Origin of the sequence: Terriglobus aquaticus, assembly GCF_025685415.1 — a bacterium.
Taxonomy (GTDB): domain Bacteria; phylum Acidobacteriota; class Terriglobia; order Terriglobales; family Acidobacteriaceae; genus Terriglobus; species Terriglobus aquaticus.
Window position 1 is genome coordinate 2,144,347 of sequence record NZ_JAGSYB010000001.1, and the last position, 17,120, is coordinate 2,161,466.

Annotated in this window: 17 protein-coding genes; 5 read left to right on the forward strand and 12 right to left on the reverse strand. The window is 63.8% G+C overall.

The window, feature by feature from the left end; all coding sequences use genetic code 11:
* Positions 1–63: 63 nt before the first annotated feature.
* The 10 genes from OHL12_RS08960 to OHL12_RS09005 form a co-directional block, all read right to left on the reverse strand.
* Positions 64–570 carry a GNAT family N-acetyltransferase gene (locus OHL12_RS08960; protein ID WP_263413482.1) on the reverse strand — a complete coding sequence of 169 codons (507 nt, stop codon included), beginning with the start codon at positions 568–570 and terminating at the stop codon, positions 64–66.
* 13 nt (positions 571–583) lie between these two features.
* Positions 584–1,246, reverse strand: a complete 663-nt coding sequence (locus OHL12_RS08965) for an HAD-IA family hydrolase (protein ID WP_263413483.1) — start codon at positions 1,244–1,246, stop codon at positions 584–586.
* A gap of 116 nt (positions 1,247–1,362) precedes the next feature.
* Positions 1,363–2,190, reverse strand: a complete 828-nt coding sequence (locus OHL12_RS08970) for a hypothetical protein (protein ID WP_263413484.1) — start codon at positions 2,188–2,190, stop codon at positions 1,363–1,365.
* A 277-nt stretch (positions 2,191–2,467) separates the two neighbouring features.
* On the reverse strand, positions 2,468–3,949 hold the full coding sequence (locus tag OHL12_RS08975) for a phosphoglucomutase/phosphomannomutase family protein (protein ID WP_263413485.1): 1,482 nt from the start codon (positions 3,947–3,949) through the stop codon (positions 2,468–2,470).
* 97 nt (positions 3,950–4,046) lie between these two features.
* Positions 4,047–5,180: a mannose-1-phosphate guanylyltransferase gene (locus OHL12_RS08980; protein ID WP_263413486.1), complete on the reverse strand. Its 1,134-nt coding sequence runs from the start codon at positions 5,178–5,180 to the stop codon at positions 4,047–4,049.
* A 72-nt stretch (positions 5,181–5,252) separates the two neighbouring features.
* Entirely contained in the window at positions 5,253–6,458 is a 1,206-nt protein-coding gene (locus OHL12_RS08985; protein ID WP_263413487.1) for a pyridoxal phosphate-dependent aminotransferase, read from the reverse strand.
* 582 nt (positions 6,459–7,040) lie between these two features.
* On the reverse strand, positions 7,041–7,562 hold the full coding sequence (gene coaD, locus OHL12_RS08990; protein WP_263413488.1) for a pantetheine-phosphate adenylyltransferase: 522 nt from the start codon (positions 7,560–7,562) through the stop codon (positions 7,041–7,043).
* A gap of 2 nt (positions 7,563–7,564) precedes the next feature.
* Positions 7,565–9,238 (reverse strand): M28 family peptidase, encoded by a 1,674-nt coding sequence (locus OHL12_RS08995; RefSeq protein ID WP_263413489.1) that lies wholly within the window; start codon positions 9,236–9,238, stop codon positions 7,565–7,567.
* A 63-nt stretch (positions 9,239–9,301) separates the two neighbouring features.
* Positions 9,302–10,057 (reverse strand): YqjF family protein, encoded by a 756-nt coding sequence (locus tag OHL12_RS09000; RefSeq protein WP_263413490.1) that lies wholly within the window; start codon positions 10,055–10,057, stop codon positions 9,302–9,304.
* A 50-nt stretch (positions 10,058–10,107) separates the two neighbouring features.
* The gene (locus tag OHL12_RS09005; protein ID WP_263413491.1) at positions 10,108–10,473 is read right to left on the reverse strand and encodes a VOC family protein; all 366 of its coding nucleotides are present in this window, start codon (positions 10,471–10,473) and stop codon (positions 10,108–10,110) included.
* A gap of 84 nt (positions 10,474–10,557) precedes the next feature.
* Here OHL12_RS09005 and OHL12_RS09010 point away from each other — a divergent pair, with 84 nt between their 5' ends.
* Positions 10,558–10,872: a helix-turn-helix domain-containing protein gene (locus OHL12_RS09010; RefSeq protein ID WP_263413492.1), complete on the forward strand. Its 315-nt coding sequence runs from the start codon at positions 10,558–10,560 to the stop codon at positions 10,870–10,872.
* 16 nt (positions 10,873–10,888) lie between these two features.
* On the opposite strand, the gene OHL12_RS09015 is transcribed toward OHL12_RS09010, so the two are convergent.
* Positions 10,889–11,626, reverse strand: a complete 738-nt coding sequence (locus tag OHL12_RS09015) for a 3-keto-disaccharide hydrolase (protein WP_263413493.1) — start codon at positions 11,624–11,626, stop codon at positions 10,889–10,891.
* Between the two features lie 35 nt (positions 11,627–11,661).
* On the opposite strand from OHL12_RS09015, the gene OHL12_RS09020 reads away from it, so the two are divergent.
* The 4 genes from OHL12_RS09020 to OHL12_RS09035 all read left to right on the forward strand — a co-directional run bounded on the left by OHL12_RS09020 (position 11,662) and on the right by OHL12_RS09035 (position 16,260).
* Positions 11,662–13,377 carry an FAD-dependent thymidylate synthase gene (locus tag OHL12_RS09020; protein WP_263413494.1) on the forward strand — a complete coding sequence of 572 codons (1,716 nt, stop codon included), beginning with the start codon at positions 11,662–11,664 and terminating at the stop codon, positions 13,375–13,377.
* A 111-nt stretch (positions 13,378–13,488) separates the two neighbouring features.
* A complete protein-coding gene (gene recA, locus OHL12_RS09025) occupies positions 13,489–14,568 on the forward strand; it encodes a recombinase RecA (protein ID WP_263413495.1) in 1,080 nt (359 codons plus the stop codon).
* A 132-nt stretch (positions 14,569–14,700) separates the two neighbouring features.
* Positions 14,701–15,447 carry a 3-oxoacyl-[acyl-carrier-protein] reductase gene (gene fabG, locus OHL12_RS09030; protein ID WP_263415104.1) on the forward strand — a complete coding sequence of 249 codons (747 nt, stop codon included), beginning with the start codon at positions 14,701–14,703 and terminating at the stop codon, positions 15,445–15,447.
* 105 nt (positions 15,448–15,552) lie between these two features.
* On the forward strand, positions 15,553–16,260 hold the full coding sequence (locus OHL12_RS09035) for a DUF4396 domain-containing protein (protein ID WP_263413496.1): 708 nt from the start codon (positions 15,553–15,555) through the stop codon (positions 16,258–16,260).
* On the opposite strand, the gene kdsB is transcribed toward OHL12_RS09035, so the two are convergent.
* On the reverse strand, positions 16,261–17,076 hold the full coding sequence (kdsB, locus tag OHL12_RS09040) for a 3-deoxy-manno-octulosonate cytidylyltransferase (RefSeq protein ID WP_399262193.1): 816 nt from the start codon (positions 17,074–17,076) through the stop codon (positions 16,261–16,263).
* Between the last annotated feature and the right edge of the window lie 44 nt (positions 17,077–17,120).

Genomic DNA, 17,120 nt, shown 5'->3' on the forward strand with positions numbered 1-17,120 from the left:
CTGGTGACGAGAGATTGCAATGACCGCCGTCATGTCAGTTTAGGTGCTGTATGTACTAAAAGATTATCCCAGGCGCAGCCGAAAGAACGCGAACTCCGGACCGAGATTCCGGTTGTAACGAGCGAACGGTTCGAAGCCGAGGGACTGGTACAGGCGAACCGCATTGGGCATTGCGGCCGGCAAGGTGTCCAGCAGCAACTGGAAGGCGCCGAACTGCCGGGCCGTTGCCGCGGAGGCCTGGATGAGCGCGGCACCCGTGCCACATCCGCGAGCCCCTGGGGCAACGTAGAGCCGCTTCATCTCTGCGCTGCGTGGCGGCGCAGCAAGACGGTGCACGGCGGCACAGCCCACCGCTTCGGTTCCCATCCAGGCGATTAGCAGCGTGGAGGACTGGCGATCGTACCGCTGCGGCACGAGCGCCAGCTCCGGCGCACGATCGATGGAGCGAATCGACTCCGGGACCGCGGGATTCGCTGCGAGCCAGGCGAAGTACCCGGTGAGCAGGCGGATGGCGACTTCCCTGTCCTGCGGCCACTCCGCCGGGCGAACTTCAATGTGCTGGCCTGTCATCCGCTGCTGCCCGTCAGCCGATTGCCTGAATCTGCAAGTTGAGCGCGCCCTGATCGCTGACTGTTGCGACCGCGTCGCGCAGCGATGCGACGCGCCACGTTGCCTCTTTGAGGTCTTCGAGTTGGTGCGTGCCGAGCACGCCAAGAACGCGCGATCCGGCGGCTAGGCCTGCGGATACACCGGCCGGCGCGTCCTCCACGACGATGCAGTCCTGCGGTGGTAGGCCCAGGATTTCAGCGCCGCGGCGATACGGCTCGGGGTGCGGCTTGCCATTGACCACGTCTTCGGCAGCGATGAGTCGCTCGGGGGCGGGCAGGCCGGCGATGCGGAGCCGCGCCAGCATCAGCCGGCGCGTGGCGCTGGTGACGATGGTCCAGCGATCGGCAGGAAGGCTCTTCAGCAGTTCGGGCACGCCGGCGAGCACGCGGAGATCTTCCGTGTCTTCGATCTCCAGGTCTTCGATCAGGCGCAGACCTTCTTGTGGATCGATGTCGGGCTTGATCTGCTGGATGATTTCGATGGCGCGGGTGCCATGCGGGATTTCGAACGTATCGGCGCCAGGGATTCCATAGTGCCGGCACCATTTGCGCCAGCAGCGGCGGACCGAACCGATGGAGGAGATCAGCACCCCATCCATGTCAAAGAGCAGACCGCGAGTCGTGATGTTTTCTTGCATGCTAGGACGATTGTAGTGAGCGAGGAATGAGCACCCGATGGTGGGCCAGGTGCAGCGACGCAAGTAAGAGGGCACGGCTGCTGCCGTGCCCTCTTGGAATTGCCGAGCGTTGTTGCCTAGAACCGGTAGAAGAAACCGGCCGCTGGCATCGCCTGGTGGATCCACGCGTTGCTGCGAAGGCTGCTCATGTAGTAATCCGGGGCCTTGTAGAAGAGGCTGTGCTCCTCGATGCGGATGCCGAAGTTCTTGGCGCGCTTGGAGGTGAAGTCGAAGCCGACGTTGGCCATGTAGGTGCCGCGCCACTGGTCGCCAAGCACCTCGTTCAGGCCGTTGCCGGCGGGCGGCTGGATGCGGGTGGAGCGGAAGTAAATGCCGCCGCCGCCAACGACGACGAAGGGCTGCACCCAGGGCGTCTTGATGTGAAAGACGTAGCCAGCGGTCGCTTCGTGCTGCTCCATGGGCCGGTTCAGGGCCGTAGGGGCGTTGGCGGCAAAGCGGTAGTGCTCGGTGTACTTCTGGTAGCCGTAATCAAGCTCGATGCCGGCCCAGGAGACGGGATGCTCACGGATGTTCGCGAGGAAGCCTGCGTTGAAGCTCTGGCCCACCTGGGTCGGTCCCTGCTCGTCGATGTTCTGCTGCAGGCGGCCGGTGGCGAGACCGGCGAGGTCGAACCCGTGCGTGTGCCAGTAGCTGTGGCTTTCCGCCGGAGCGGCATAGCCGGGCGTGCCCGAACCGTACTGCTGAGACGCGGTGGCTTGAGCGGGCGCGGGTGCGTCCACGGGGGAGTCGCTGCTGCTGTATGCGGCGGTGGCGACTGGGGCGTTGCTGGCCAATTGAAGCTGCTGCGGGGCGGCCTGTGCAAGGGCGCTCGGCACCGGCACGGCCATGCAGCCTGCTACGGCAAAAGCTAGCGCAAAGCGCTGCATGTGTGTCGTCGTTTCCATCTGTTCTCCTTCACATCGACTGCGATGTGACGACGCACGCCGGCATTTACTTTGCGATACAAAGTATGTTGTGCAACATGCCTGTTGCGTCGTTTGTTACTGGGATGCGAACGACTTACTCGCCGCACGCGACAAACCGCGACAAGCAATTTGGTTGTAGTCCAAGAACGCAGGAAAATCGCCTGCATTCTGACCAATGTTCGCTGTTCGAACAGGGATTCACAAGCCCGGAAAAGGTCGCAACAAAATGGGTAACTCCCCAGGTACAACTTAGGAGTTACTTGCCTTGCAGGACAAACGTTTCAGCAGCCTTGAGGATGCGAGTTACATTCTCTGGCGATGAGCTCTCGCAGTAGACACGAAGCAACGGCTCAGTGCCGCTGGCGCGCAAGAGCAGCCACGTTTCCGCAGGCGCTGGCGTGCTGCCCTGCCTGGCCGCGTCTTCGGGGATCTCCAGAAAGAATTTGAAGCCGTCCAGGTTTTCCGTGCGCAGGACCCTGAAGCCCGCGAAGTCGGAAACGCCGCTCGACGCGCGCTGAATGGCGGACTGCTTGAGGCGGTCGTCTATGTGCATGTCGATGCGGCCGTAATGGTGCTCGCCGAACTCCGCCTGCAGCGATGCGACGAGCTCGCCGAGTGTCTTCTTCTCGTCGGCCATCACGTTGGCGATCAGCAGCGCGTTGAGGATGCCGTCGCGCTCCGGAAGGTGTTTGCTGATGCCGATGCCACCGGATTCTTCACCGCCGACCAGGATGTCTTCCGAGAGCATGAGATCGCAGACGTACTTGAAACCGATGCCGTGCTCGTGCAGCTTGCGGCCGTACCTGGCGGCGATGCGGTCGAGCATCTTTGTCGTGTTGAAGGCGCGGGTCACATCGCCGGGCCACTGTTTGCGCTCGAGCAACCAGCGCAGAAGAATGGCGAAGATCTTGTGCGCGTCGACCACATTGCCGTGCTCATCGACGCTGCCGATGCGATCGGCATCGCCATCGGTGATCAGGCCGGCGTCGCAGCCCTCGGCGACAACGCGTTCTTGCGTCAGCGAGATGTGCGGCAGGATGGGCTCGGGATTGATGCCGGGAAAGTTCGGGTTGCGCTCGGAACGGATCTCAACTGCTGGAACGCCGGCGCGGTCGAAGATGCCCTTGAGCACGCCTGCTCCCGCGCCGAACATGCTGTCGATGAGGAAGCGATAGCCCGAAGCCTGGATGGCGGGCAGGTCGGCGAAGGCCTCGACCGCGGCGATGTAGTTGGGAAGGAAGTCAACGCGGGTGATCGCCGCGGGCTCTGCGGCCTGGGGAAGGTCCGCGCCTAGGTACTGCTCGATCTGCTTGATGATGCCGGGCGAGCCGGAGCCGCCGTAGCTGGCCTTGTACTTCACCCCGTTCCACTGCGCGGGGTTGTGCGATGAGGTGATCATGATGCCACCCGCGCAGCCGCGGTGACGCACGCCATAGCTGAGTGCGGGTGTGGGCGTTACGTCCTGCGCAAGCTGCACGGGAATGCCAGCGTTGGCGAGCACTTCTGCGACGACCTGCGCAAATTGCGGCGAACTGAAGCGCGTGTCGAACCCGATGCATACGCCTTTGCTGGCGTCTTCGTGGCGCAACACGTAGTTCGCGATGGCGGCAGCGGCGACGCGGACGTTGCTGTAGGTGAAATCGTCGGCGATGATGCCGCGCCAGCCATCCGTACCGAATTTGACAGCGCTGAATGTTGCGGAGGTGGACGGGAGGGGCGACGCGGTCTGGTTGCTCATAGCCAGCACCGATTATCCGACAGTGCTCCCGTGAAAGGAACCTGGCGATGTGGTCTGCAGCCGAATCGGGCCTGGAAGCAACGGCGCAAAGGCCTGGCTAAACGAGTTCGTGGCGCGCGTGCTTGACCAGCTCTTTAACCACGCGGCCAACTTCCTGCGAGTGCGCGCGGGTGGTCACCAGAAGGGCGTCGTCCGTTTGCACGACGACAAGATCTTTCACGCCCAGCAGAGCCACGGTGAGCCCCGGCGCGTAGACATAGTTCCCGCTGGCGTCCAGTTGCAGAGTGCTGGAGGACTCGACGACGTTGTTGTTGCCGATGTCCTGGATGTGCTGCAGGTGGTGCTCGTGCAGCGCGCTCCAACTGCCCAGGTCGTTCCATCCAAAGTCGGCCGGCAGGCAGTAGATGTTGCTCTTGCCTTCGCCCTTGAAGGAGCGCGATTCGAGGATGGCAAAGTCGATGCTGATGTTTTCGACGGTGGGATACTGCTCGGCAAAGACGCGATCGAAGTCGGGCGTGCCGAACGCGTCGGCGATGGCGAGGATGGGTGCGAGCATCGAATTGCAGTGTTCGCGGAAGGCGTTGATCAGGGTCTGCGCGGACCACAGGAACATGCCGCTGTTCCAGGTGTAATTGCCGGCGGAGAGGAACTTGCGGGCATGCGCGAAATCCGGCTTCTCGGTGAAGCGTCGGACCGCGTGAACTTCGAAAGGCTCGCTTCCGAAGCTGACCGCAACGCCTTCTTCGATGTAGCCGTAACCCGTCTCAGGCCGCGTGGGCGGAGCGCCGAGAACGACGATGTTTTCGCCGGCGGCTGCCACTTGGATGGCCTGCTGCATGCGCTCCACGAACTTCGCGTCGTCCAGCACCACGTGATCGGACGGGAAGATACCGAGCACGGTCTGCGGATTGCTCTTGGCCAGGATGGCGGCGGCCAGCAGGCAGGCAGGAGCGGTGTTGCGCGCGGCGGGTTCACGCAGGATGCGCGCAGCCGGTACGTTGGGCAACTGCTTGCCGATCGTCTCCGCCAGCAAGTCGTTGGTGATGACCAGAAAGGTGGAGTCCTGAGCAAGCGGGCGCAGGCGCTCCACGGTTTGCTGAATCATCGTCTCCTCGCCAGACAAGGCCAGCACCTGCTTGGCGCGGGCTTTGCGAGAACGCGGCCAGAAGCGGGTGCCGCTGCCGCCGGCGAGGATGACGGGAACGAAGTCGATGTTGGTTGGCGGTTGCATGCGTGACTTGAGCAGTGTAGTCAAAGAACGGCGGCGAGCGGAATAGCACGGAGGCTTTCCAAGGGGACTCGTTTAGGTGAGCGAGGCGAAGAAAGTGCGCATACGCTCAAGACCCTTATCGACCACGCTGGACGAAACGGCATACGAAAGCCGGATGTGGTCGGCGGTGCCGAAGGGCTCGCCGGGAACGCAGACCACGTGAGCCTCGCTTAGCAGGCGCGCGGCAACGTCGGACGCGGAGTTCACGCCGCCCTTGCCGAAGAAGGCGCTGACGTTGGGATACACGTAGAACGCGCCCTGCGGCACGGTGCAGGTGAGACCCGGGATGCTCTGGAAGCCCTCCAGAACGCGGTCGCGGATTTCGATGTAGCCCGCGCGCATGTCGGCCACGCACTGCTGCGATCCGCTGAGCGCGGCGATGGAGGCGTGCTGCACCATGGTGTTGGTGTTGCTGGTGGACTGCGACTGCAGCTTGTTGATGGCCGCGATGATCGGCTTGGGAGCCAGCGCGAAGCCGGCACGCCAGCCGGTCATGGCGTATGTCTTTGAGAGTGAGCCGAGCACAACGATGTGCTCCTTGCATTCGGTCACGCTGGCGCCGCTGACCGGCTCGCCGTCGAAGCAGAGGTAGACGTAGCACTCGTCCAGCAGGGCGTAGATGCCGCGCTCGTGGGCCAGGCGCACGATGCTGTAGAGGTCGTCCTTGGCCATGATCGCGCCGCTGGGGTTCGACGGCGAGTTCAGGATGATGGCGCGCGTTTTGGGTGTGATCGCGGCCTCAATCATGGCAGCGGTCACGCGGAAGTTCTCCACCTCGCTGGTTTCGACGAAGACGGGAACGCCGCCCGCGAACTGGATGATGTCCTTGTACGAGACCCACGCCGGGGTGGGCACAATGACCTCGTCGCCGTGGTCGATCAGCACCTCGATCGCGTTGAACAGTGCCAGCTTGCCGCCGGTGGTGAAGCTGCACTCTTCCGGCGCGTAGTTCGTGCCGAAATCGGCAGCGTGGCGGTCGACGATGGCGCGGCGAATCTCCGGGATGCCGGCAACGGCGGTGTAGCGCGTGTAGTTCTTTTCGATCGCCTGGATCGCGGCCTGCTTGATGTGCTCGGGCGTGCTGAAGTGCGGCTCGCCGGCACCGAAATCGGCCAGGTCGATGCCCTGCGACTTGAGGCGAAGCGCCTCCGCGGTAATGGCCATGGTGGCCGAAACCTCAATGCGGTTGATGCGTTCGGAGAGTGTGTGCGCGGCAGGAGCGGCGGTCGCGGTAGCCATGCGTATAGTGTCGCAGATCGTCAGCGGGCAAGGCGAGAAGCTGTTCTGCTTCCGACAGGCCGACTTGTCAGGAGCTGAGTGAAATCTGTGCAGGGCACCCGTAGACTGCTCTCATGTTCAGCCGCGGTTACAGATAATGAAATCGTTAACTCTCGCAGGCTCGACACTCATCGCGCTAGGACTTATTGCATTCTCGTTGGGCGAAAGGCTCTTTTACTTCGACGATTACACCCTCTACCTGTGGCTGATAGGGCTCGGCCTAGTGTCGTTTACAGTTGGTGCAATTGGCTGGTCGATTCTCCTGAAAAAGCAAGAGCGAAGAAGGATGGGTGCTTTCCTTATCCTGTGCCCAACAGCTCTTGTTCTACTCGTTGGATCTTTCAACCCCAACGTACACGGGATCTTCCCGCTATTCTTCATAACACTCGTTCCGATCTGGCTTCTGGGAGTAATCGTTCTACTGACTTCATTCAGGTAAAACTCCGCCATCGGCTCTTGCACTCATAAAGTGACTTGAAGCTTTATCGAGCTAAGTTGTGATGAACGTCTTGCGCCACCGACGCTTGGCAAACCGCTCAGCAACTAAGTGCTAGCGCCGGTCTCCGGCGGAGCGATGTTCGCCGGCACCTTGCTGCGCAGGCGCTGCATCACCTCAGGTGGAACGAGCGAGTTGATGTCGCCGCCGAGTTGGAAGACGCCCTTGATGAGGCGCGACGAGACGTAGGTGTACTTCTCCGCCGGTTGCATGAAGACGGTCTCAAGCTGCGGGTCCAGCTTGCGGTTCATCATTGCCATCTGGAACTCGTACTCGTAGTCACTTACGGCGCGGATGCCACGCAGCACCGCGGTCGCGCCCTGCTGGCGTGCGAAATCGACCAGCAGGCCGTCGAAGGTGGCGACCGTCACGTTGCCGAAGGGGCGTGTGATCTCCGCCAGCATTTCCGCGCGCTCCTGCGTGGTGAACAGCGGAGCGCCCTTGCTGGAGTTGCGCAGCACGGCGACGATGAGCCGGTCGAAGATGCGTGACCCGCGCATGCAGATGTCGAGGTGGCCGTTCGTCGGCGGATCGAAGGTTCCGGGGTAGATTGCGGTGACTTGCGGCATAGCTACTTCGTCCCTTGGCTCCGCTTGCGCGCGGCTTCGAACTCGTCTCCGGGCTGCCAGGCGACGCTGCCCTGCTGCTGCATGACCAGCCAGCCCAGTTCAAAGCCGAAGCGGGCCATGCGGGCGTTGCCGCGGAAGTCCATGGAGTCTTCGTACTTGTCGGCGGGCGTGTGGTAGCGCTCGGCGGTGTACTGCTCGGCCTGCTGCCTGCCCCAGGCGTCGTCGTGGTCGCGGAACATCGTGCCCTCGCCGATGCTGAAGGCGGGCACGCCCACGCGCGCCAGCGAGAAGTGATCCGAACGATAGTAGTGGCCGGCCATCGGGAACTTGTCCGGCTCCAGTTGCAGGCCTTCCTTCGCAGCCAGCGCCTCCACCAGCGGATACACGGTGGTGCGTTCGGCGCCGTGCACCTCGGCGCTACGCACGTCGCCCACGGGCAGCAGGGCGTCGTAGTTCAGGTCAAGCTGGATGTCCCGCGCGGGCACGGGCGGATGTTCGCCCAGGTACTGCGATCCGAGCAGCCCCTGCTCCTCTGCCGTGACACAGGCGAAGTAGACGTCGTGCGGCGGCGTGGCTTTCTTTTCCGCGAAGGCGCGGGCAAGTTCCAGCACGATCGCCGTACCGGTGGCGTTGTCGTTAGCGCCGTGGAAGACCGGGTCGCCCTGACGCGAGCGGTCGATGCCGAAGTGGTCCCAGTGGCCGGTGTAGAGCACCGCACCGCTGCCGGGCTTTGCGCCAGCCAGCTTGCCGACCACGTTGGCCGAGTCGTACTCGCGCACCTTGCTGACGATGTGCGCCTCGAGCTTGACCGGCAGCGGCATCGCCTTGAAGCCGCGCTGATTGCTGGCGTCGATGGCCTGATCAGCGGTCATGCCGATGCTGGCCAGCAACTTGTCTGCCTCGGACTGCTGAATCCAACTTGCCGCGGTCAGGCGCGCGTTCGGGTCGCCGCGCAAGTAGCTGTGCTCGCCCGACCACGAGTTCTGCACTACCTGCCACGGATAGCTGGCCAGGTCGGTCCGATGGATGATGAGCGCGCCAACAGCGCCGTGGCGGCCTGCCTCTTCGAACTTGTAGGTCCAGCGGCCGTAGTAGGTGAGCGCCTCGCCCTTGAAGAACTTCACATCGGTCGACGGTGGTTCGTTGACCACGATCAGCACCACTTTGCCGCGCACGTCGACACCGGCGTAGTCGTCCCAGCCGTACTCCGGCGCGACGATGCCGTGGCCGACAAAGACGATGGGCGCATCGACCTGTGCCGTGGGCATGTGACGCTGGTTGTTCACCACGAAGTCAGAGCCAAAGGTGAGGTCGGTCGGCGTGGTGGTTTTCGATCCCGACTGCGGCACAAAGCGGAAGTGCGTCTCCGCCGCGACCGGCGTCACGCCGACCAGTGGCACCGCCTGCACAAACGTGCCGTGATCGCCCGCGGGTTGCAGGCCGTACTTCTTGAACTGCTCCACGAGGTATGCGGTGGTCTTTTCGCCGCCGGGCTGACCGGGGCCGCGGCCCTCGTAGGCGTCGCTGCTGATCAGCTTAACGGTGGCGCGCAGATGTTCGGGATCGATGCTGTTGGCCTCGGCCTGTGCGGCTGGCAGCAGCGTGCTCTGTTGCGCGGAGACAGTGGCGCACATGGCGAGCGACGAAACGAGAAGAATGGCACGAACAGCGCGCATGCGATGGACCCTCGGAACGAAGTGCGAAGACACACCGAGTGTACGGCAGCGCGGACGATTGCCTTAGCGCAGGGACGTGGCGAACGGCCGGATCGTCCACGCCTGCATGTGCACCTCCGCCGCGTAGTGCAGCACCGGCGGGCGGTCTGGCAGCGTGAATCCGAACGCGCCTGGGAGGCCGTTGTGCTGGAACTCCGCTTCGGCGTTTTCCAGTTGCCATGGCAGGTGGTGGATCTCGCCAGCCCAGACCCGGCCCAGGTAGCGGTTGAAGAAGGCGTAGCGCCCGGTGAGGAAGCGGCGCAGGTCGTCTTGTGGGCTCTCGGTGCCCAGCGAACGATAGCTGGCGGCGAACTCAGCGGGACGGCTGAGCAGGCGACGCGACGTGTAATGCGTGGTGCTGCCCTGCTGCTGCATGCGCATGCGTGCCCAGAAGTACGGCAGGCCAAATGCCACGCGCGCACCGGTCACCGCCAGCAGCGATCCCGCGTCGAGCGAAAAGAAATACACGCCGGCGCGGCCGTCGGGCGCGAGGACGTAGGTGCGCAAATTGAGTTCTGGAAAGGCCCGCGCCGTGGGAACGCCCAGGGCGTGCTCACCGATGGTCCGGAAGCGCACCTGATCCATGAGGAACGGAACGACACCGAGCCAGGCCCAGCCGTCGAACGTGTCGACTCGCAAACCGCGCGGCAGCCGCTGTTGCACTGCCTCGGCCGGAACGGGCCAGTGCGCGAAGAGCAGACGCGACCAGCGCTGGCGCAAACGCCACGGCCGCTGCGGCATGGGCCAGGGCCGGTGCGCGGTGTGTACCGATGAGTCCACGCCTGTACAGATGCCAGGATTCAACCGCACTGTTGCGAGCGGCGCGCCGGTTACCGACTCGATAGCACGAAGCGGTTTCCGTCTCCGTCCAGGAAAATGGCCGACGTACCCCACTGCTCTTGCTTCGGCTCCTGCTCGAACTGCACGCCCTTGCCCTTCAGGATGGCCGCGGTTGCGCGGACGTCGTCACACCATAGCGACATGGGTTGAAAGCTGCCGATGCGGTCCTCGTGACCCGGCGGCGTAAACAGGACGAGACCCGTTTCGGCGCCACTGAAGGCGAGTTCGATCCACCGCTGCGTGGGACTGAACGCCTGGTCGGTCTGCACGCGCATGCCTAGCTTTTCCGTGTAGAAGTGCAAAGCCCTGTCCTGGTCAAGCACCGGGATGCTCACAAACTTGATGCCTCGAATCATGCTGTCTTCTCCTGCCTGCGAGGATGGCACCCGCGCCCGGACAACACAATGTGCTACTCCGTCCTATACCATTCAACGGTATAGATGGGCGATCTGAAGATCGACGAATACGTGCATAGCGTGCTGCTGCGAGATCTGGTGGGGCACGACCACCGGCCTGCCGCTTTCCTCACTTATCTGTGGCTGACCTTAGAGGAGCAGCGCCGCGGAGACTCTGTGGCGATCAGCTATGCCAGCCTTGCGGAAGAGCTTGGGATCTCGCGATCGGCGGCGCAAACCGCAATCGCCTGGCTGCTGCAGCGCAAACTGCTCACTGTGCAACGCGAGCACATTACCGCGACGCCGGTGTACACGACGCATCAGCCGTGGTCCCGGCTGCGCCGGGACCGTTCGATCTAACACTTGCTGTACCGGACTACTGCGCCGGAAGCTCGCGGATGCGGATGTTCCGGAAGTGCACGGTATCGCCGTGGTCCTGCAGCAGGATGTGACCGTTGGGAGCATCCGCAAAGCCAGAGAAGTGGGTGAACTTGCTTTGCGTGAAGGCCGCCTTGAAGTCCTGCGAGGCGCGATCGTACTGCAGCACCTTTACGCCGTTCAACCAGTGTTCGCCGTGATTGCCGCGAACCACGATGCGCGCGGTGTTCCAGACGCCGGGGCCGCGGTAGGCGCCCGCCGTGTGCGACGGCAGAATGTCATAGAGCGATGCCGTCCTACGGTCGCCGTCATGGCCCAGCTTCGCGTCGGGGTGCTTGTCGTCGTCCAGGATCTGGTATTCGAAACCGAGCTGGTGATCGTGCGCCGCCGCATTCACCTGGTCGTTGACGAAGTACTTAATGCCGCTATTGCCGCCGGGCTCGATGTTGAAGTCCGCGAGGAGCTCGAAGTTGGTGAAGGTGCGGTCGGTCACAACGTCGCCCTGGTGGTGCGCGCTCTTCTGCAGCGTCAGGACGCCGTCCTGGATGAGCACGCCGGTGACCGGCTCTCCCGTCGCGGCGACATGCCAGCCGTTCATGTCTTTGCCGTCGAACAACAGTTGCCATCCGGCCTTCTGCTGCGCGGGAGTCAGTTGGTTCTCCTGTGCCATGGACGGTGCCAGAGCGGAGCTGGCAGTGAGGAAGGCGATGACGACTGCTTGTGAGAAAAGTCTCATGCCGGATCAGCATACGCCGCGCTATCCTTGGGTGCATGCCCGACAACCTGCCTGACGTCCCGGCCAGCGGGAGCCCCGCAGTCACCGCCGCGACCGAGGTGTACGCCATTCACGGCGCCGATCCGGAGGTGCTGGCGTATGCGATGGCGAAGTATTCGCGCAGTGCCCTGACCCTGCGTGAATCGCTGAAAGAGATCAGCGCGCAACGCGCCGAGCAGTTCCTGAACACGTTCTATTTCCAGTACGGTCACCGCTCCATCGCCGACCTGGCGCACGTTGCCTTTGCCGTGGAGCGGCTGAGCCTCCTGGCTGCGATCGCCCTAGTCGACGAGCCGCGCTGGGATGGGCAGGAGCGCTCCACGCGCTACCAGGACTTCCGCAAGTCCGGCTACTACACGCCTCGGCTCGACGACTCGGCGAAGGCGGAGCTGTACCGCTCGACCATCACGCACCTGTTCGACAGCTACCAGGCTGTGGGCGAAGGCATGCTGCAGGAGCTGAAGCAGCACACACCGCGGCCCTCGACCATGGACGAGGCAGCGTATACGCGCACCTTGCGGGCCCGCGCCTTTGACATGGCGCGCTACCTGTTGCCGCTGGCGACGAATACGTCGCTGGGCCAGATCACCAACGCGCGCACGCTGGAGCAACAGATCGCCCGCCTGCTGGGCAGCGAGTACGGCGAGATACGCGAGCTGGGCGAGCGGCTTCGCGAGGCCGCCAGCGGTTCCGCCTGGAACCCGACGGGCGACACGAGGGAGGTGAAGGTTGCGCCGACCCTGGTGAAGTACACGGCACCGAGTAACTTCGCAGCGCAAAGCAAGCTGGCACTCACCGAGGCCGCGCGATCTCTGATGGGGGACGCGCCCATTGCGGCGATGCCGGCTGAGTCTCCCAACGTGGAGCTGATCGTAACGCCGCCCGGCGAGCGGCTCTCACTGGAAATCGACCTTGCAACGTCCCTGCTGTATCCGCACACGCATTACCGCTACGCGCAGTTGCGGGAAGCGGTGCGCAGCCTGCCGGAGCAGCGCATCCTGGAGCTCGTGTCGCTCGGCACCGTGCACCGCGGCCGGCATGACGAGTTGCCGCGCGCCTTTGCCGCGGCGAACGGTTTGCGTTTCGACATCCTGATGGATGTGGGCGGCTTCCGCGACATGCACCGGCACCGCCGCTGCGTGCAGTTGCTGCAGGACTACACGTCTGCGCACGGCTTCGATACGCCAGACTTCCCGGGTCAGCCGCCCGTCAGCGGGTCGGCGGTGGCGGCGGTATTTGCGGAAGGTATGGAATCGGCCATGCACGCGTACGCCCGGCTGGGGGGAGCCACTGTGCCGGACACGGTGGCCACCGCTTCTGCGGAGGGCTCGAAGCTGCAAGCGCACTCGGCGGCTGCTGTTCCCGTCCCGGAGTTCCGCGCGAATGGCTCCCTGGGCATGACGTGGGGCAAACCCCTGGCATCGCCGGCCGACGGTCTCGACTTCCCCACCGACCCGAAACCGACGACTGTAGCCGCAAACCCGGACGCAGCCTATGTGCTGCCGCTGGCCACGCGCTGCCGCTCGCTGTTCGCCATGGACTTTGCGCAGGCGGTGTACATCAGCGAACTGCGCTCCACGCCGGCCGGCCATTGGAGCTATCGCAACGTCGCCTGGCAGATGTTTCAGGCGGTGCAGCGGCAGTATCCGGGGCTGGCGGAACACTTCCGCATCCGCGATCCACACGAGCCGGTGGACCTGCTGCAGCGGTAGGCTGGCGGCAGGAAATGCCGCAAAGATGGTGCACCATTGCTTCGCTTTTTCTTTGCTCTACTCCTGTTTCGGGTGCTACGATTTTCTTAGGATTGCGAGGGTTGTAACGGCATGGCAGACGATCGCGGCAGAGCCATAGAGCTGGCGCTGGCCGGCATTGAAAAGCAGTTTGGCAAAGGTTCCATCATGAAGCTGGGGGCGAAGGACGCCATCGTTCCCATCTCCGTGATCTCCACCGGTTCCATCAGCTTCGACGCGGCGCTTGGCGTGGGCGGAGTTCCCCGCGGCCGCGTAGTTGAGATCTACGGCCCGGAATCATCCGGTAAGACGACCATCACGCTGCAGATCGTGGCGGAAGCGCAGAAGCAGGGCGGTATCTGCGCGTTTGTGGACGCCGAGCACGCGCTGGACCCCGTCTACGCGCGCAAGCTGGGCGTGGACACGGACAACCTGCTGATTTCGCAACCGGACTACGGCGAGCAGGCGTTGGAGATCACCGAGGCGCTGGTCCGCTCCGGCGCGATCGACGTTCTCGTCGTCGACTCGGTCGCGGCGCTCGTCCCCAAGGCCGAACTCGACGGCGAAATGGGCGACTCGCACGTGGGTCTGCAGGCTCGTCTCATGTCGCAGGCACTGCGTAAGCTGACCGGTACAGTCTCAAAGTCGCGCACCTGCCTCATCTTCATCAACCAGATCCGCGAAAAGATCGGCGTCATGTTCGGCAACCCCGAAACGACGACCGGTGGCCGCGCTCTGAAGTTCTACTCGTCGGTGCGCGTGGACATCCGCCGCATCGGTGCGGTGAAGGAAGGCGACGTGGTCGTGGGATCGCGCACCAAGACCAAGATCGTGAAGAACAAGGTCGCCGCTCCGTTCCGTGAGGCTGAGTTTGACATCCTGTATGGCGAAGGCATCAGCCGCGAGGGCGACGTGCTCGACCTGGCGGTGCTGCACAACATCGTGGACAAGAGCGGCGCGTGGTACAGCTACGCGGGCGAGCGCATCGGACAGGGTCGTGAGAACGTCCGCAACTTCCTGAAGACCAACAAGGACGTCTTCGGCCGCATGGACGCGGAACTGCGCGCCAAGCTGAAGATCGGTGCGGCCTCGACCGCACCGGTTCCAGATGCTCCAGCGGACGGCGAAGCCAAGGCTGTGGAAGCCGTCGGCGGACGCAAGGGTCGCGGGTAAGTAAACCTTTTCAAGCAACGGGCGAGGCTGCGGCCTCGCCCGTTTGTTTATGACCACGGCAGCCTCGCACAGAGGAGCCGCTGGCGCGATCCCGCTTCGTATACTGTTCAGCGGAAGAGAGGTATGGCACACATGGCAGGTTTCGAAGGGCGCGTTGCGCTGGTCACGGGAGCATCGCAGGGCATCGGACGCGCCGTCGCGATCGAGCTCGGACGCGCGGGTGCCACGGTCGCGCTGGCCGCACGCAACGAGAGCAAGCTGGCCGAGGTGAAATCCGAGATCGAGGCTGCAGGTGGCAAGGCCGAGAGCTTCGCGCTCGACGTTGCGAGCGAAGACTCCATCAAGTCTGTCGCCAAGGAGATCGTCGCCAGGCTCGGTGCTGTCCACATCCTGGTCAACAACGCCGGCGTGACGAAGGACGGCCTCGTCCTGCGCATGAAGACCGCCGACTGGAATGACGTGCTGACGACAAACCTGACCGGTGCCTTTCTGCTGACGCAGGCGCTGCTGCAGCCCATGATGAAGGCTCGCTGGGGCCGCGTGATCAACATCACCTCCGTTGTGGGCGAGACCGGACAGGCCGGACAGGCGAACTACGCCGCCAGCAAGGCCGGCATGATCGGCCTGACCAAGTCGCTGGCGCGTGAGTTCGCCAGCCGCGGCATCACCGTAAACGCCGTCGCGCCCGGCTACATCGAAACCGCGATGACCGCCGTTCTGAACGACGACCAGAAGAACGCCATGCTGAGCGTGGTGCCCCTGGGCCGCGCCGGTGCCGACGCCGACATCGCCGCCGCCGTGCGCTTCCTCGCCTCCGACGACGCGAGCTATATCACCGGGCACACGCTCGACGTGAACGGCGGCATGTACATGGGCTAAGTGCCCTCGATCGCACGAGGCCAACGACGCCCGCCTGCTACGGCGGGCGTTGCGCGTTACAACGAGCGCAGCAGCCGGGCACTCCTACCTTTCAGGAGCCTGCTCGTGCTGAACACCTTCGCCATTGTGTCCATTGTCATCGCCGTGATTTGCGCGATCACCATCGCAGCAGACGAGTTCCGGCGGCCGCAGAAGATGGGCGTGATGAACGTGGTCTGGCCCGTCACCGCGCTCTACTTCAGCGTCTTCGCCGCTTGGGCGTACTTCCGCTTTGGTCGCGCCAAGCCGAAGAGCGAACCCATGCCGATGCAAATGGGTAGCAGGCAAGGCGATGGCATGTCGGAGGCAAAGCAACCGCCCGATCCGAACTGGACGCAGGTCGCCACCGGCACCAGCCATTGCGGCGCCGGTTGCATGCTGGCAGATCTCGTCTCAGAGTTCGGCATCGCCGCCGCAGGGATCACGCTCTTTGGATCGATGCTGTGGGCGGAGTACGCGATCGACTTCGCGGCCGCCTGGGCGCTTGGCATCGTCTTTCAGTACTTCGCCCTGCGCCCCATGCGGCACGACCTGAGCGCAGGCGGCGTGATCCTGGCCGCCATCAAGGCCGACACGCTCTCAATCCTCTGCTTCCAGGTCGGCATGTACGCGTGGATGGCGCTGACCTACTTCGTCTTCTTCCCTGCACCGCATATCACGCCGTTCCAGCCCGGCTACTGGCTGATGATGCAGATCGCGATGATCTTCGGCTTCCTGACCAGCTATCCGATGAATCGCTGGCTGATCCGCCACGGCCTCAAAGAAGCGATGTAGCTAACGTTCGCGACCGGCGAGCAGCGCCTCAACGCGCAGCAGGTCTTCTTCCGTGTCCACTCCGACGGTGTCAAAGTCGACAGCTTCCACGTAGAGGCTCAAGCCGTTCTCCAAGAGGCGAAGCTGCTCCAGCCGCTCCGTTTGCTCCAGCGCCGTTGGGTGCAAGCCCGCAAACCGCAGCAGCGCCGCGCGGCGGTAGGCGTACAGCCCCAGGTGCTTCCAGTACGGCGGATGTGTGCCGTCGCGATCGTAAGGGATGGTCGCGCGAGAGAAATATAGTGCCCGGCCGTCAGAGGCAGTCACGACCTTGACTGCATTCGGGTTGGTGATGTTCGCGGCGGAGCACGGCGTCTTCACGGTCGACACCTCCACGTGGCTGCCCAGCAGAAACGGCCGCAGTAGCGCGTCGATGTGGGCGGGCTCCAGCAGCGGCTCGTCCCCTTGCACATTCACGTAGAGATCGGCCGGAACGCTCTGGGCCACGGCGTACATGCGGTCGGTGCCGCTGGGCAGTTCCGGGTCAGTCCGCTGGTAGTGCCAGCCCTGTTGTTCGCACAGCTCGGCAACCTCGTCCGAGTCGACCGCGACAATCACCTGCTGGAATTGTGGACAGCACTGTGCCGCCTCCACCACCCAGTGCAACAGCGGCCGGCCCAGCAGAGGCCGCACCACTTTGCGCGGCAGGCGGGTCGAGGCAAGGCGCGCTGGAATGACCGCAACAATGCGGCCAAGCGACGAGAAGTCCGAAGAGGGTGCGACAGGTGCGGTGATTGGTTTGGCTCCAACTGGTCTGTTCCGGTAGACTACTGGAAGCAGCGAACCGGCCGTGGCGCACCCGCGCCCAAGCGAGGCCGCCGCAG

Coding starts and splice junctions, on each gene's coding strand:
- OHL12_RS09010 (WP_263413492.1), top strand. CDS start 10,558: ATGGGCGATCTGAAGATCGACGAATACGTGCATAGCGTGCTGCTGCGA.
- OHL12_RS08965 (WP_263413483.1), bottom strand. CDS start 1,246: ATGCAAGAAAACATCACGACTCGCGGTCTGCTCTTTGACATGGATGGG.
- OHL12_RS09020 (WP_263413494.1), top strand. CDS start 11,662: ATGCCCGACAACCTGCCTGACGTCCCGGCCAGCGGGAGCCCCGCAGTC.
- OHL12_RS08970 (WP_263413484.1), bottom strand. CDS start 2,190: ATGGAAACGACGACACACATGCAGCGCTTTGCGCTAGCTTTTGCCGTA.
- recA (WP_263413495.1), top strand. CDS start 13,489: ATGGCAGACGATCGCGGCAGAGCCATAGAGCTGGCGCTGGCCGGCATT.
- fabG (WP_263415104.1), top strand. CDS start 14,701: ATGGCAGGTTTCGAAGGGCGCGTTGCGCTGGTCACGGGAGCATCGCAG.
- OHL12_RS08980 (WP_263413486.1), bottom strand. CDS start 5,180: ATGCAACCGCCAACCAACATCGACTTCGTTCCCGTCATCCTCGCCGGC.
- coaD (WP_263413488.1), bottom strand. CDS start 7,562: ATGCCGCAAGTCACCGCAATCTACCCCGGAACCTTCGATCCGCCGACG.
- OHL12_RS08995 (WP_263413489.1), bottom strand. CDS start 9,238: ATGCGCGCTGTTCGTGCCATTCTTCTCGTTTCGTCGCTCGCCATGTGC.
- OHL12_RS09015 (WP_263413493.1), bottom strand. CDS start 11,626: ATGAGACTTTTCTCACAAGCAGTCGTCATCGCCTTCCTCACTGCCAGC.
- OHL12_RS08975 (WP_263413485.1), bottom strand. CDS start 3,949: ATGAGCAACCAGACCGCGTCGCCCCTCCCGTCCACCTCCGCAACATTC.
- OHL12_RS08985 (WP_263413487.1), bottom strand. CDS start 6,458: ATGGCTACCGCGACCGCCGCTCCTGCCGCGCACACACTCTCCGAACGC.
- OHL12_RS09005 (WP_263413491.1), bottom strand. CDS start 10,473: ATGATTCGAGGCATCAAGTTTGTGAGCATCCCGGTGCTTGACCAGGAC.
- OHL12_RS08960 (WP_263413482.1), bottom strand. CDS start 570: ATGACAGGCCAGCACATTGAAGTTCGCCCGGCGGAGTGGCCGCAGGAC.